Here is a 13,471-nt window from a genome sequence, read left to right on the forward strand (position 1 = left end):
CTCGAAAGCCGCACCCCGGAAGCTCGGGAGGACGCTCTGCAACGCCGCACTCAACCTGCCGCGAACATCGCGCTCAGCGCCGCCTGCGCCTCGTGCTGGATGCGCGTCAGATGCTCGGCGCTGACGAAGCTCTCGGCGTAGATCTTGTAGACGTCCTCGGTGCCCGATGGCCGCGCCGCGAACCAGCCGTTGGCGGTCGTCACCTTGACGCCGCCGATCGGCTGGTTGTTGCCCGGCGCGTTGGTCAGCGTCGCGGTGACCGGCTCGCCGGCGAGTTCCCGGATGCCGAGCTTGTCGGCGGTCAGCGTCTTGAACAGCGCCTTCTGCGCGGCGGAGGCCGGCGCGTCGATGCGCGCGTAGAACGGCGCGCCGAGTTCGGATGTCAAGCGCTGATAGATCTCGCCGGGATCGGCCTTGCTTCTGGCGGTGATCTCCGCCGCGAGCAGGCCGAGAATGACGCCGTCCTTGTCGGTGGTCCAGACGCTGCCGTCGCGGCGCAGGAACGAGGCGCCGGCGCTTTCCTCGCCGGCGAAGCCGAAGCCGCCGCCGATCAGCCCGTCGACGAACCATTTGAAGCCGACAGGGGTCTCCACAACCTTGCGGCCGATCTTGGCGGCGACGCGATCGATCATCGCGCTCGACACCGCGGTCTTGCCTATCGCGGCGCCCGCGCCCCATTCTGGCCGGTTGGCGAACAGATAGGAGATCGCCACCGCGAGATAGTGATTGGGGTTCATCAGTCCGCTGGAGCGGGTGACGATGCCGTGGCGGTCGGCGTCGGTGTCGTTGGCGAAGGCGACGTCGAAATCGTCGCGCATCCCGATCAGCCGCGCCATCGCATAAGGCGACGAGCAGTCCATCCGCACCTTGCCGTCCCAATCCAGCGTCATGAAACGGAAAGTCGGATCGACCGCGTCGCTGACGACTTTCGCGTCGATCTTGTAGCGCTCGATGATCGGATGCCAGTAATGCACCGCCGCACCGCCGAGCGGATCGATGCCGAGCTTGACGCCGGAGCTGCGGATCGCCTCCATGTCGACGACGTTGGCGAGATCCTCGACATAGGGCGTGACGTAGTCGCGCCGGTGCACGTTGTCGGCCTTGCGGGCGCGGTCGTACGGGATGCGCTTGACGCCCTTCAGGCCGCCTTCGAGCAGCGCATTGGCGGCCTTCTCGATCACGGACGTCACGTCGGTATCGGCCGGGCCGCCGTTCGGCGGATTGTACTTGAAGCCGCCGTCTTCCGGCGGATTGTGGGACGGCGTCACCACCACGCCGTCGGCGAGGCCGCTGTCGCGGCCGCGATTATGCGTCAGGATCGCGTGGGAGATCACCGGCGTCGGCGTGTAGCCGCCGTGCTGGTCGATCACCACGTCCACGCCGTTGGCGGCGAACACTTCCAGCGCACTGACCAGCGCCGGCTCGGCCAGCGCATGGGTGTCGATGCCGATGAACAAGGGCCCGGTGATGCCGGCGCCGGCACGATGGTCGCAAACCGCCTGGCTCACAGCCAGAATGTGCTCCTCGTTGAAGGCGTTGTTGAGCGACGAGCCGCGATGCCCCGAGGTGCCGAACGCGACGCGCTCGGATGCGACTTTCGGATCAGGCTTGCCGGCGAAATACGCCGTCACCAGGCGCGGCACGTTGACGAGGTTGTTGGGGTCGACGGTCTTGCCCGCCAGCGGGCTTACCTTCGCAGCCATTGTCGCACTCCATGCCGTGATCGAGAAACGCCCGGATCAGGACGCGATCCCTCGCCTGCCCTGCGGCAATCGTCAAGGCCGCGCGCCTGGACCGTTCGCATCGACGGGGCGTTGACGGCGCCGAGGGCGCTACGGCCCCATCGCGCTCGGGTCGGCATTCAGCCGCCTCGTGTCGACCGGGCCGATCCTGCTGTTGGCGTCCTCCGACAGGAACTGGTCGAGCGTCGACTGGATCCGCGCCTTGACGCTGTCCGGACCGCGATCGCTCATCTCGGTGTGCTGGGCGCCGGTGTCGACGATCTCGATGCCGGCCTGTTTGGCGACGTTCGGATCGGGCAGCACGCCGGGATCGGTCTTGAAGTGCGGGTCCTTGGAACGGAACGACAGAATCTTGGCGAAGCCGGACGTTACGAACGGCACCCGCAGATTGTCCAGCGTCACCACCCGCCGCACCAATGCGGGGTGCTGCTGGGCGAAGAACATCGAAATATCGCCGCCGTTGGAATGCCCGACCAGCGTGAGATGCTCGTAATCGGCGCTGGGGACGATCTTCTTGAGCTGGTTGACGGCGAAGAAGATGTTCTTTTCGCCGCGCTCGTACACCGCCAGCCGCCCGACATAGAGCGAGCCCTGATGCGTCATCAGCGGCGCGTCGGTCGGCAGATCGTGCTGAATGCTCGCGACCAGATAGCCGCGCGCCGCGAGAACGTTGGCGAGGAACGAATATTCGGTGTTCTTGACGGTGTTGCCGTGGCTGACGATGGCGACCGGCAACGTCGACAGACCGGCCTCCGCCTTCATCTCGGCGTCGCGTCGCACCGCGAGGTAGACGGCGATCGGCCGCTTCCGCGCTTCGTCGTAGAAGCTCAGCGTCTCGTGCCGGATCGCCCAATGGCTGAACGTGAAATACGCGACGGCAGCCACCGCGCTCAGCCCCAGAAACACTGTCAATGCTCGTTTCATCGATGATCCGTTGCGGCCGTTACCTTCTTGGACTCTATATTTGGACCGTCACACTAACTCGGAAAGACCATCGATTAGAACGGGATAGATTAAATTTTGGAAACCGCGACTTTCGCTGCAGCGCAAAACCCGAAACCGGGCCGGCCGCGGCATCCCATCAGGCTTCCGTCAGGCAGAAATTCCCCTCAGGCGGTGATTTCCGTGAGCAGGTTCGTCACATCGCGCGACGTATAAGGCTTCGCCAGAAACCGTCCGCCGTCCGGCAGGTCGGTGCTGGACACGTTGACCCGGCCCGAGGTGGCGATGATCTTGATCGGCGGCCAGCGGCCCCGCACCGCGCGGGCCAGCTTCAGCCCATCCATCGAACCCGGCATCTGGATGTCGGTGAACACGACCCGGATGTCGTCGCGGCCCTCGAGAATCGCGATCGCGTCGTCGGCATTGCTCGCCTCGAGCACCTCGAATCCGGCGTCCTCGATCATGTCGATCGCGTTCATGCGCAGTAGTGCTTCGTCTTCGACGACGAGGACGACCAATTTGGTGCTCATCGATCGGTGCATCCTTCAACCTCGTGTGAGGTCAGTCAAAGGTTACAGCGCCCGATCGTTCCGGTTTCAGGCGACATTGGTAAATCCACCTGTGTACTTCCGACCGCCTCGGTTCGTTCCTGGCGATGCCGCGTCGGAACTCACAGCAGCTTTCCGTCAGGACCGAAGAACGGATGCGGCCCGTCGTAATCGCCGATCGGGATAGAATGGGTGACGAGCTCGCCGAAGCCGTCGTCGGCATACCAGGCATGCAGATGCAAAGCCGGCGGTTCGATCCGGAACGAAGGTTCGAGGAGTTCGCCGAGATCGAGCGCGACGGCATGGTTCGGCGCCGGGCAGATCGTGGCGGGAACGCCGGCGAACTGAGTGAGCGTCGCGCGATGGACATGGCCCGCAGCCACCAGCTTGACCCAGGGATAGCGCTCCACGATCGTCGCGAACGCGGCGGCGTTGTGCAGGTTCTGCCGATCCATGTGCCAGATCCCGGTGCGGAACGGCGGGTGATGCAGGAACAGCAGCGCCGGCCGCCGGTCGGACGACGACAACACCACATCGAGCCATTGCAGCGTGTCGGCGTCGAGTTCGCCGTGCGGTTGGCCGGGCACGCTGGAATCCAGCAGCACGACGTCGATGTCGCCGACCGGCTGCACCTGATTGAGCGCGCCTTCCGCCGTGAACAGCGGCTGCGCGAAGGCGCTCCGCATCAGCTCGCGCGAATCGTGATTGCCCGGAACCGCGACGAACGGAATCTGCAGCGGCGCCAGCAGCCGCCCGAGATGCGCGTATTCCTCTTCGGTCGGCGTATCGGCGAGATCCCCGGAAATCACCACGAGGTCGGGCCGCGGCGCCAGCGCGTTGAGCGTGGCGACGCAGCGTTCCAGCGCCAGCGCGGTATCGACCTTGCCGTAAGCGAGGCTGCCCGGCGCCTTGATATGCAGATCGGAAATCTGCGCGATCAGAATCGGCTTGTGCGCCATTGTCGTTCCTCTGTCAGTCATCTTTCATGGAGCGTCCGGCAGCAGCCGGATCGCCTCCGGCGCCACCGCGAGCCCGATCCGGTCGCCGACCCGAATCGCCGCGGCATTCGATGCGTCGATCGACAACAGCCGCTCGGCCGCGCCCGAAACTACGATGCGCTGGCGATCGCCGACGAAGCTGACACTGTCGACGAGGCCGGTCAGCGACGCGGCGTCCGGCGGAACGATCGCGATCGTCTCCGGCCGGATCATCGCCACCACCCGCGGCCGCGAACTGCTGTCAGCCAGCGCCAGCCGCCCGCCCGGAAGCCGCAGCTGGCCGTCGACGATCGCGGCTTCGAGAATATTGGCGGCGCCGACGAACTCGGCGACGAAGCGGCTGGTCGGCCGGAAGTAAATCTCGCGCGGCGCGCCGATCTGCGCGATCGCGCCCTTGCTCATCACCACGATGCGGTCGCCGAGTTCCATCGCTTCGGACTGATCGTGGGTGACGTAGATCGTGGTGATGCCGAGCGAACGCAGCAGCCGGTTGAGTTCGCCGCGCAGCCGGTCCCGAAGTGCAGCGTCGAGCGCGGTCAGCGGTTCGTCGAGCAACAGGATGCCGGGACGGATCGCGACCGCGCGCGCCAGCGCGACGCGCTGGCGCTGGCCGCCGGAGAGCTGGTCGATCCGGCGATCTTCCAGTCCGGTGATGTTGGTCAGCCTCACCAGTTCCGCGACCCGCGCGGCGCGTTCCGCCTTGCCGATGCCGCGGATCTTCAGCCCGTAGCCGATATTGTCGGCCACGGTCATGTTCGGGAACAGCGCGTAGGACTGAAACACCATGCCGACATTACGCTGCTCGATCGGCACGCGCGTCATGTCGGCGCCGTCGAACAGCACCCGACCTCCGGGATCGGGCTGTTCGAGGCCGGCGATGATCCGCAGCATGGTGGTCTTGCCGCAGCCGGATGGCCCGAGCAGCACCAGCGTCTCGCCGCGCGCGATATCCAGCGTCGCGGGCGCCAGCGCCTGGGTGCCGTCGGCGAAGGTCTTGCCGCAGGTTTCGATCCGCACCGCCACGCCGTGTCCGGCATCCGCCTTCATGATTTCGGCTCCCGTTCGGCCAACAATTGCATCGCCACCAGCAGCGGGACGATCATGATGAAGAAGATCAGCGTGTAGGCCGAGGCCACTTCGAGCCGCATCGAGGCGTAGGCGTCGGCCAATCCGACCGGCAGCGTCTTGGTCAGCGGGGTGTGCAGCATCCAGGTCAGGTTGAATTCGCCGAGCGACAGCGTCACCACCATCAGCGCGCCGGCGAGAATGCCGGGCCGCGCATTCGGCACGATAACGTCGACGAACCGTCGCCATGGCGAGGCGCCGAGCGAGGCCGCGCCTTCGTCGAGCGTGCGGATGTCGATGGTGGCGAACACCGCCATCACCGAGCGCACCATGAACGGCATCGTGAACACCACATGGCCGGCGAGAATGAACAGCCATGATCGCCGGAACGTCCCGAAGCCGCCATAGGTCAGTAGCAGCGCCAGCGCGATGGCGAGGCCCGGAATCGCCAGCGGCAGCGTGATGATCTCCTCGATCAGCCGCGACAGCCGGCCGCCGCGGACATGCAGCGCATAGGCGGCCGGCACGCCGACGAGCAGCGTGAGCGTCAGCGTCGCGAAGGCGATCACGAACGACAACAGGATGGAGTCGGCATAGAGCTCCCAGACCTGCACGACCCATTGCAGCGTCACGCCCGACGAGATGCCGCGGAAGTAATTCTCGGTGACGCCGGCCATGATCGACAGCAGGGCCGGCACGACGAGAAACGCCGCGACCAGTAGCGTGAACAGCAATTGTCCGGCGAAGATCAGGCGGTCGCGCATGATGCTAACCGGTCGCCGCGACCGTGCCGCCCGAGAGCGAGCGCGCCAGCGCCAGCATCGCCCAGGAGATCAGCCCGAGACCGACCGACAGCGACGCGGCGGTGGCGAAGTTCGCCGCCAGCGTGAACTCGGTGTAGATCAGCATCGGCAACACGTCGATATTGGTGGCCAGCGTGAAGGCGGTGCCGAACGCCCCCATCGCGGTCGCGAACGCGATCGCGCCCGAGGCGACGAAGGCCGGTCCGAGCGCCGGCAGCACGACGTCGCGTTGCACCGCCCAAGGGCTCGCACCGAGCGAGCGGGCGGCCTCCTCGAGGCCGGGATCGAGCTTCTGCACCGCCGCCATGATGGTGAGGATGACGCGCGGAATCGAGAAATACAGATAGCCCAGGAACAGCCCCCAGATCGAATAGGCGAACACCACCTTGCCGCCGCCGAGCAGCCGCGTGACGTCGCCGATCAGCCCCTGCCGCCCGGCGAGCAGGATGATCAGGAAGCCGATCACCACGCCCGGAAACGCCAGCGGAAAGGTCAGCATCGCGACCAGGACCGCGCGCCCGGGGAAACGATGGCGCTGCAGGAAGATCGCCGCGATGGCGGCGATCACCAGCGTCGCGAGCGTGGTCGCGCTCGCCAGCAATACGGTATTGATCAGCGTGGCGCGGTAGCGCGGCTCGAGCAAGATGGCGAGATAGCCGGCGACGCCCTGCGGCCCCCCGGCGCCGACGACCACGAGCCGAGCCATCGGCAAAACGAAGAATGCCGCCGTCAGCACCACAAGCGGCGTCAGGCAGGCGAGTGAGAACGATCTTTGTGACATCACGGGTCCGCACCCGGCCGCGCTGCGGCCGGATGCATCATGGCATTGTTGAACGTTCGAGCGAACCGGCGCTCAGCGAACCTCAGCAAGATAGCGATCAGTGAACGCCTTCTGGCCCGCTTCCATCTTGGCCCAGTCGACACTCTTGGCGCGGGCGTAGTCGGCGTCCGGCAGGAATTTCGACTTCACCGCCTCGGGCAGTTCGATCGGTCGCGCCGGCCGCAGATAGGCGTTGGTCCAGATCGCCTGGCCCTTGTCGGACAACAGATAGTCGATCACCTTCTTCGCCTTCTCGGCGTTCGGCGCGCCCTTGGTCAGGCTGACCACATAGGGAAACACCACCGACCCCTCGCACGGGATGACGAAGGCGAATTTGCCCTTCTCGGTGTACTTGGCCCGGTAGGCGTTGAAATCATAGTCGAACAGGATCGGGATCTCGCCCGACACGACGCGTGCGTAGGACGTCTGCTTCGGCACGATGGCGTCGTTGCCGTGCAGCGCCTTGAAGAATCCGATCGCCGGCGAGAAGTCGGCGTCGCTGCCGCCGAGCGCGAGATTGACCGCGACCGCGCCGACATAACCGACCGCTGCCGAAGGCGGATCGAGGTAGCCGACCATGCCCTTGTAGTCCGGCTTCAGCAGATCCTTCCAGCACGCAGGCACCGGCTTGCCGCCGAGCGCGTCGACATTGACGAACAGGCCGAGCGTCCCGGAATGGATCGCGGTCCATTCGCCATCGGCGTCCTTGAGACCGGCCGGCACCTCGTTCCAGTGCTGCGGCTTGTAGGGCTGGGTGACGCCCTGCGCCTTGGCCTTCATGCCGAAATTGACGCCGAAATAACCGATATCCGCAACCGGATTACTCTTCTCGGCCAGCAATTGCGACAGCGCCTGGCCGGAGTTCTTGTTGTCGAACGGGATGTCGTAGCCGAGGTCCGTCTTGATCGCCTTGAGCATCGACGCCCAGTCGGCCCATTGCGGCGGACAATTGTAGCAGATCACATCCGCGGCCTTTGCAGCCGGCGCGGCGGCGAACAGCGACAGCGCGATCAGCGCCGCAGCGAAACGAGCAATCGTCATGATATCTCCCGATGAGCCGGCAACGCGAAGCCGGAGTACCTCCGCAGTGCACCGCGCTTCACCTACCGGCGGCAGGTGACAGGTTTGCGACAGACGTTTGACCCGCCAGCAGTGGTCCCGCTGCGTGCATCGGTCGCAACACCTCGCGGAAAGGGAACTTTCGTTGCCCGCAAAGATTGAGGCGCAGGACTTCGGGAGTCCGGGAGGCGGTGTGCTTCCGGGAGCGTACAACGTTTCGGAGGCCGGCCCGCATTCGTCGCGCGCCGACTGTTCCCCTCCCGGTTCAGAACTGACCCATTTCGACTGAGAGCAAGGGACAGCTGTCGATGCCGATATCAACGAAGAGCAATGCCTGTCGACCTTGGGATGACGAGCAGGTTCAGCGTCTCAAGGAACTGATTGCGAGCGGAGCGTCCGCCGTGCGGGCCGCAGCCGCGCTGAAGCGGGCGCGATCATCCGTGCAGGTGAAGGCCCGGAAGATCGGGATGCCGTTCATGGCGAGCCGCGATGCGAAGCGGCTGCGCGACGCCAAGATTGCAGAGGCGGAGAGCCGGCCGATGCGCGCGCGGGCCGCGCCCGTGAACCTCGAGCCGACACAGCGAAGCTGATCGGCAGTGGAACAGAGACTCGGAGCGATGCGGCCGTATCGCGACAGGTCGCCGCACCCCGCGTGCTGATAGCTGAAATTCCCCCATCCAGTTACCTTTAGCGAAAGTGCTAGGCACGCCAACGATTACCAGTCAATATTTTTGCGGTGTATTCACAGAAATCGGCACATACTCGGCTCGGCTCATGCCGCCCAACGAATCAAATTGGAAAGGCACCCGCAAAGCGGGTGATAGGGTAACCCGATGCAATACTGGATCATTGCATTCACCGCCGCTCTCATCGTGGTAATCGGCTATGCGGCCGGGCCCGTCGGCGCTGTGATTTCGCTGCTCGCGTTTGCGGGCTCGTTGTACCTGATGTGGGCTCGCAAGCTCGGCTTCCGCGGTGCCTGGACGCGGTTCGGCCTCGATCGCTTCACCGCGCCGTTCTGGAAGGGCGAGAACTGGGAGCGCTTCAACGCGATGTTCACCGACAGCGAGAGCGTCGTGAAGGCCGGCACCATCGCCGTGGCCCTGATCGCGCTGTCGCTGATCCTGCCGGCGGGTCAGGTCGGTCTGATCGCGCTCGTCGTCGCCGCCTGGTACGCGTTCGAGGTCTATCGCAGCCATCGCCCACTGGTGCGCCCGACGGTGGCGATCGAGTCCAATCCGGTCGGCGACAAGGTCATCTACGCGACGGCGCCGCGCAGCGAGCCCGCCACGATGAACTGACCCGCTGTTGGCCAGCGGCGGGTTGCCAGCACGCGGGGCCACAGACGCAAGCCACTCTGACGGCGGCAGGGAGCCTCCCTGCCGCCGTTTGCGTTTTTGAGGCCGGCCCGGTGCCCGGAACCCTGAGACCCGCCACTTTGGCATCCACAGCGCATTTCAGCTTAATTTTTGTGCATAAAAGGGCCCTTTGTATGCAATGCGGGCGCCGACCCGGAACGCTCGCACGCACCGTCTCCGGGTCATTATCGCACGTCTTTTCAAGAGCTTGAGCTGATCCTAGGGCGCTGCTCCGCGACTGGCATGAAGTTTGCGATCCAGGTTCCGAGTCGACCCCTCGTGCCCTGGAGCGTTGTATGAAACGTCGCGACTTCCTGAAATCTGCCACCGCCCTCGCTGCCGGAGCGATGGTGCCGGCGCCCGCGATCTGGTCCGCTGCGAAGGCGGACGCACGGTCGGAATCCCTGCTGGTGGTGTCCGAAAGCGGCCCCAACAACCTCGACATCCACGGCATCGGCACCAATGTGCCGGGCTACGAGGTGTCGTGGAATTGCTACGACCGGCTGATCACCCACGAGATGAAGGAAGGCCCCGGCGGGGTTCCCTATTACGACAAGGACAAGTTCAGGGGCGAACTCGCCGAGGACATGGTGGTCGGCGACATGTCGGCGACCTTCAAGCTGAAGAAGAACGCCACCTTCCAGGACGGCACCCCGGTCACCGCCAAGGACGTCAAATGGTCGCTCGATCGCTCGGTCAGCGTCGGCGGCTTCCCGACCTTCCAGATGAGCGCCGGCTCGCTGACCAAGCCCGAGCAGTTCGTCGTCGTCGACGACCACACCGTGCGGGTCGACTTTCTCCGCAAGGACAAGCTGACGATCCCGGATCTCGCGGTGATCGTGCCCTGCGTCGTCAATTCCGAACTGGTGAAGAAGAACGCCACCGAGAAGGATCCGTGGGGCCTCGAATACACCAAGCAGAACACCGCCGGCTCCGGCGCCTACCGCGTGGTCAAGTGGACCGCCGGCACCGAAGTGATCATGGAGCGCAACGACAAATGGGTCGGCGGCCCGCTGCCGAAGATCAAGCGCGTGATCTGGCGCATGGTGCCGCAGGCCGGCAACCGCCGCGCCCTGCTGGAGCGCGGCGACGCCGACATCTCCTATGAGTTGCCGAACCAGGACTTCGCCGAGATGAAGCGCGACGGCAAGATCAACGTGGTGTCGCTGCCGATCTCGAACGGCATCCAGTATCTCGGCATGAACGTCACCCAGCCGCCGTTCAACAATCCCAAGGTGCGCGAGGCGGTGGCCTATGCGGTGCCGTATCAGAAGATCATCGACGCGGTGATGTTCGGCCTCGCCAATCCGATGTTCGGGGCGGCCGCCGACAAGGCGACCGAAGTGAAGTGGCCGCAGCCGACCAAGTACAATACCGACATCGCCAAGGCCAAGGCGCTGATGGCGGAAGCCGGCTACGCCGGCGGCTTCGACACCACGCTGTCGTTCGACCTCGGCTTCGCCGGCGTCAACGAGCCGATGTGCATCCTGATCCAGGAGAGTCTCGCGCAGATCGGCATCCGCTGCACGATCAACAAGATCCCCGGCGCCAACTGGCGCACCGAGTTGAACAAGAAGGTGCTGCCGCTCTACGTCAACATCTTTTCGGGATGGCTCGATTACCCGGAATACTTCTTCTACTGGTGCTACCGCTCCGGCAATTCGATCTTCAACACCATGAACTACAACTCGCCCGATATGGACAAGCTGATCGAAGGCGCCCGCGTCGCCGCGGCGGCCGGCGACATGCCGACCTACGACACCGACGTCAAGGGCTTCGTCGATCTGGCCTTCAAGGACATCCCGCGCGTGCCTTTGTATCAGCCCTATCTCAACGTCGCGATGCAGAAGAACATCTCCGGCTTCGCCTACTGGTTCCACCGCCGGCTGGACTACCGGACGATGGTGAAGGGCTGAGCATGTCGGTGCCGACCGCCCTGCACAGCGCCGTCATCCTGAGGTGCGCGCCCTTGCGCGCCTCGAAGGATGCGGCGTCAAGCAGTGCCTCTGAACCATCCTTCGAGGCGCGCCGCGAAGGCGGCGCGCACCTCGATGACGTCCTGCATGTGGCTGGGAGCCTGAAGCGATGCTCACCATGATCGGCAAGCGTCTGATGTTCGCGATTCCGAGCCTGATCGGCGTCGTGATCGTCACCTTTCTGCTGACCCGGGCGCTGCCCGGCGATCCGGCCGCTTACTTCGCCGGGCCCGCTGCCAGCAAGGAGGCGATCGAGCAGATCCGGCAGAAGCTCGGCCTCGACAAGACGCTGGCCGAGCAATTCGTGCGCTACACCACCGAACTCGCCCAGGGCGATCTCGGCCAGTCGCTGACCACCGGACAGCCGGTCGCCACCGAGATCCGCAACCGGCTGCCGGCCTCCGCCGAGCTCACCTTGCTCGGCCTGATGCTGGCGATCGTGATCGCGATCCCGCTCGGCATCATGGCGGCGACGCGACCGGGCTCGTGGATCGATCACATCTGCCGCGTCACCACCACGGCCGGCGTCTCGCTGCCGGTGTTCTTCACCGGGCTGCTGCTGGTCTATGTGTTTTACTTCAAGCTCGGCTGGTCGCCGGCGCCGCTCGGCCGGCTCGACGTGTTCTACTCGGCGCCGCCGAACGTCACCGGCTTCTATCTGATCGACAGCCTGATCGCGCGCGAATTCGAGACCTTCCGATCGGCGTTGAGCCAATTGCTGCTTCCGGCATTGACGCTGGCGATCTTCTCGCTGGCGCCGATCGCGCGCATGACGCGGGCCTCGATGCTGGCGATCCTGTCGTCCGATTTCGTCCGCACCGCGCGCGCCTCCGGCCTGTCGCCCGGCAAGGTGACGATGACCTACGCCTTCCGCAACGCGATGCTGCCGGTGATCACCACGCTCAGCATGGTGTTCTCGTTCCTGCTCGGCGCCAATGTGCTGGTCGAGAAGGTGTTCGCCTGGCCGGGCATCGGCTCCTACGCGGTCGAGGCGCTGATCTCGTCGGACTTCGCCCCGGTGCAGGGCTTCGTGCTCACCATGGCGATCATGTATGTGCTGCTGAACCTGGTGATCGACATCCTCTACGGCGTCATCGATCCGCGCGTGCGGCTGGAAGGATAGTGGACATGAGCAGCGTCGCGCCCCCGATCACCGAGCCCGCCAAGCCCTCAACGGCCGCAAAGCCCGTGCGGCGCTCCGGCCTGGTCGAAATGATCGCGCACACCCGCTACGTCCTCGGCGACAACCGCGTCACCGCCTTCGCCTTCGGGCTGCTGGTGGTGATCGTTTTCGCCGCATTGTTCGGCCCGTATATCGTTCCCTACGACCCGCTCGCCAGCAATACCGCGCAGGCGCTGAAGCCGCCGTCCGCCGCCAACTGGTTCGGCACCGACCAGCTCGGCCGCGATATCTTCAGCCGCGTCGTCGTCGCCACCCGGCTCGATCTGTTCATCGCCGTCGCCTCGGTGGTGCTGGTGTTCCTGATGGGCGGCCTCGCCGGCATCGCAGCCGGTTATTTCGGCGGATGGACCGACCGCATCGTCGGCCGCATCGCCGACACCATCATGGCGTTTCCGCTGTTCGTGCTGGCGATGGGCATCGTCGCGGCGCTCGGCAACACCGTGCAGAACATCATCATCGCCACCGCGATCGTCAACTTCCCGCTTTACGCCCGGGTCGCCCGCGCCGAGGCCAATGTCCGGCGCGAGGCCGGCTTCGTCATGGCAGCAAGGCTTTCGGGCAACAGCGAGATGCGCATCCTGCTGGTGCACATCCTGCCGAACATCATGCCGATCATGATCGTGCAGATGTCGCTGACGATGGGCTACGCCATCCTCAACGCCGCCGGGCTGTCGTTCATCGGCCTCGGCGTCCGCCCGCCCACCGCCGAATGGGGCATCATGGTCGCCGAGGGCGCCTCGTTCATGGTCTCGGGCGAGTGGTGGATCGCGCTGTTCCCCGGCCTCGCGCTGATGACCGCCGTGTTCTGCTTCAACCTGCTCGGCGACGGCCTGCGCGACATCTTCGACCCGCAGCGGAGGACGTGAGGATGGTCTTGTTAGCTGCTTCCCTCGCCCCACACGCCTCCGTCATGGCCGGGCTTGCCCCGGCCATCCATCCCGCTTCGCAAAGGCGCCTTTCGAAGGCGATGGACCGCC

The 13,471-nt window shown here is 65.2% G+C and carries 13 protein-coding genes; 5 read left to right on the forward strand and 8 right to left on the reverse strand.

The window, feature by feature from the left end; genetic code table 11:
- Positions 1–50 precede the first annotated feature (50 nt).
- The 8 genes from pgm to RPB_RS20390 form a co-directional block, all read right to left on the reverse strand.
- Positions 51–1,703, reverse strand: coding sequence for a phosphoglucomutase (alpha-D-glucose-1,6-bisphosphate-dependent) (gene pgm / locus RPB_RS20355; RefSeq protein ID WP_011442916.1), 1,653 nt, complete (start codon positions 1,701–1,703; stop codon positions 51–53).
- Positions 1,704–1,832: 129 nt separating this feature from the next.
- Positions 1,833–2,666 carry an alpha/beta fold hydrolase gene (locus tag RPB_RS20360; RefSeq protein WP_011442917.1) on the reverse strand — a complete coding sequence of 278 codons (834 nt, stop codon included), beginning with the start codon at positions 2,664–2,666 and terminating at the stop codon, positions 1,833–1,835.
- Between the two features lie 185 nt (positions 2,667–2,851).
- A complete protein-coding gene (locus tag RPB_RS20365; protein ID WP_041798378.1) occupies positions 2,852–3,214 on the reverse strand; it encodes a response regulator in 363 nt (120 codons plus the stop codon).
- Positions 3,215–3,354: 140 nt separating this feature from the next.
- Positions 3,355–4,191 carry a phosphodiesterase gene (locus RPB_RS20370; protein ID WP_011442919.1) on the reverse strand — a complete coding sequence of 279 codons (837 nt, stop codon included), beginning with the start codon at positions 4,189–4,191 and terminating at the stop codon, positions 3,355–3,357.
- 24 nt (positions 4,192–4,215) lie between these two features.
- Positions 4,216–5,277 (reverse strand): ABC transporter ATP-binding protein, encoded by a 1,062-nt coding sequence (locus RPB_RS20375; RefSeq protein WP_011442920.1) that lies wholly within the window; start codon positions 5,275–5,277, stop codon positions 4,216–4,218.
- A complete protein-coding gene (locus tag RPB_RS20380) occupies positions 5,274–6,059 on the reverse strand; it encodes an ABC transporter permease (protein WP_011442921.1) in 786 nt (261 codons plus the stop codon). The genes RPB_RS20375 and RPB_RS20380 overlap by 4 nt, the downstream gene beginning before the upstream one ends.
- Positions 6,060–6,063: 4 nt before the next feature.
- Positions 6,064–6,879 (reverse strand): ABC transporter permease, encoded by an 816-nt coding sequence (locus tag RPB_RS20385; RefSeq protein WP_011442922.1) that lies wholly within the window; start codon positions 6,877–6,879, stop codon positions 6,064–6,066.
- Between the two features lie 72 nt (positions 6,880–6,951).
- Positions 6,952–7,959 (reverse strand): ABC transporter substrate-binding protein, encoded by a 1,008-nt coding sequence (locus RPB_RS20390; protein WP_011442923.1) that lies wholly within the window; start codon positions 7,957–7,959, stop codon positions 6,952–6,954.
- 419 nt (positions 7,960–8,378) lie between these two features.
- Between RPB_RS20390 and RPB_RS20395 the strand changes: the two genes are divergently transcribed.
- The 5 genes from RPB_RS20395 to RPB_RS20415 all read left to right on the forward strand — a co-directional run bounded on the left by RPB_RS20395 (position 8,379) and on the right by RPB_RS20415 (position 13,360).
- On the forward strand, positions 8,379–8,567 hold the full coding sequence (locus RPB_RS20395; RefSeq protein ID WP_245258263.1) for a hypothetical protein: 189 nt from the start codon (positions 8,379–8,381) through the stop codon (positions 8,565–8,567).
- A 243-nt stretch (positions 8,568–8,810) separates the two neighbouring features.
- A complete protein-coding gene (locus tag RPB_RS20400) occupies positions 8,811–9,278 on the forward strand; it encodes a hypothetical protein (RefSeq protein ID WP_011442925.1) in 468 nt (155 codons plus the stop codon).
- Between the two features lie 353 nt (positions 9,279–9,631).
- Complete coding sequence (locus RPB_RS20405; protein ID WP_011442926.1) at positions 9,632–11,251, forward strand: ABC transporter substrate-binding protein; 1,620 nt, start codon at positions 9,632–9,634, stop codon at positions 11,249–11,251.
- Between the two features lie 169 nt (positions 11,252–11,420).
- Entirely contained in the window at positions 11,421–12,434 is a 1,014-nt protein-coding gene (locus RPB_RS20410) for an ABC transporter permease (RefSeq protein WP_011442927.1), read from the forward strand.
- A 5-nt stretch (positions 12,435–12,439) separates the two neighbouring features.
- Positions 12,440–13,360 carry an ABC transporter permease gene (locus RPB_RS20415; RefSeq protein ID WP_011442928.1) on the forward strand — a complete coding sequence of 307 codons (921 nt, stop codon included), beginning with the start codon at positions 12,440–12,442 and terminating at the stop codon, positions 13,358–13,360.
- The last annotated feature ends 111 nt before the right edge of the window (positions 13,361–13,471 follow it).

Origin of the sequence: Rhodopseudomonas palustris HaA2, from assembly GCF_000013365.1 — a bacterium.
Taxonomy (GTDB): domain Bacteria; phylum Pseudomonadota; class Alphaproteobacteria; order Rhizobiales; family Xanthobacteraceae; genus Rhodopseudomonas; species Rhodopseudomonas palustris_J.

What these genes read in the sequence shown, in the direction of transcription:
- pgm (WP_011442916.1), bottom strand. Translation starts at nt 1,703, where the DNA reads ATGGCTGCGAAGGTAAGCCCGCTGGCGGGCAAGACCGTCGACCCCAAC.
- RPB_RS20360 (WP_011442917.1), bottom strand. Translation starts at nt 2,666, where the DNA reads ATGAAACGAGCATTGACAGTGTTTCTGGGGCTGAGCGCGGTGGCTGCC.
- RPB_RS20365 (WP_041798378.1), bottom strand. Translation starts at nt 3,214, where the DNA reads ATGAGCACCAAATTGGTCGTCCTCGTCGTCGAAGACGAAGCACTACTG.
- RPB_RS20370 (WP_011442919.1), bottom strand. Translation starts at nt 4,191, where the DNA reads ATGGCGCACAAGCCGATTCTGATCGCGCAGATTTCCGATCTGCATATC.
- RPB_RS20375 (WP_011442920.1), bottom strand. Translation starts at nt 5,277, where the DNA reads ATGAAGGCGGATGCCGGACACGGCGTGGCGGTGCGGATCGAAACCTGC.
- RPB_RS20380 (WP_011442921.1), bottom strand. Translation starts at nt 6,059, where the DNA reads ATGCGCGACCGCCTGATCTTCGCCGGACAATTGCTGTTCACGCTACTG.
- RPB_RS20385 (WP_011442922.1), bottom strand. Translation starts at nt 6,879, where the DNA reads ATGTCACAAAGATCGTTCTCACTCGCCTGCCTGACGCCGCTTGTGGTG.
- RPB_RS20390 (WP_011442923.1), bottom strand. Translation starts at nt 7,959, where the DNA reads ATGACGATTGCTCGTTTCGCTGCGGCGCTGATCGCGCTGTCGCTGTTC.
- RPB_RS20400 (WP_011442925.1), top strand. Translation starts at nt 8,811, where the DNA reads ATGCAATACTGGATCATTGCATTCACCGCCGCTCTCATCGTGGTAATC.
- RPB_RS20405 (WP_011442926.1), top strand. Translation starts at nt 9,632, where the DNA reads ATGAAACGTCGCGACTTCCTGAAATCTGCCACCGCCCTCGCTGCCGGA.
- RPB_RS20410 (WP_011442927.1), top strand. Translation starts at nt 11,421, where the DNA reads ATGCTCACCATGATCGGCAAGCGTCTGATGTTCGCGATTCCGAGCCTG.
- RPB_RS20415 (WP_011442928.1), top strand. Translation starts at nt 12,440, where the DNA reads ATGAGCAGCGTCGCGCCCCCGATCACCGAGCCCGCCAAGCCCTCAACG.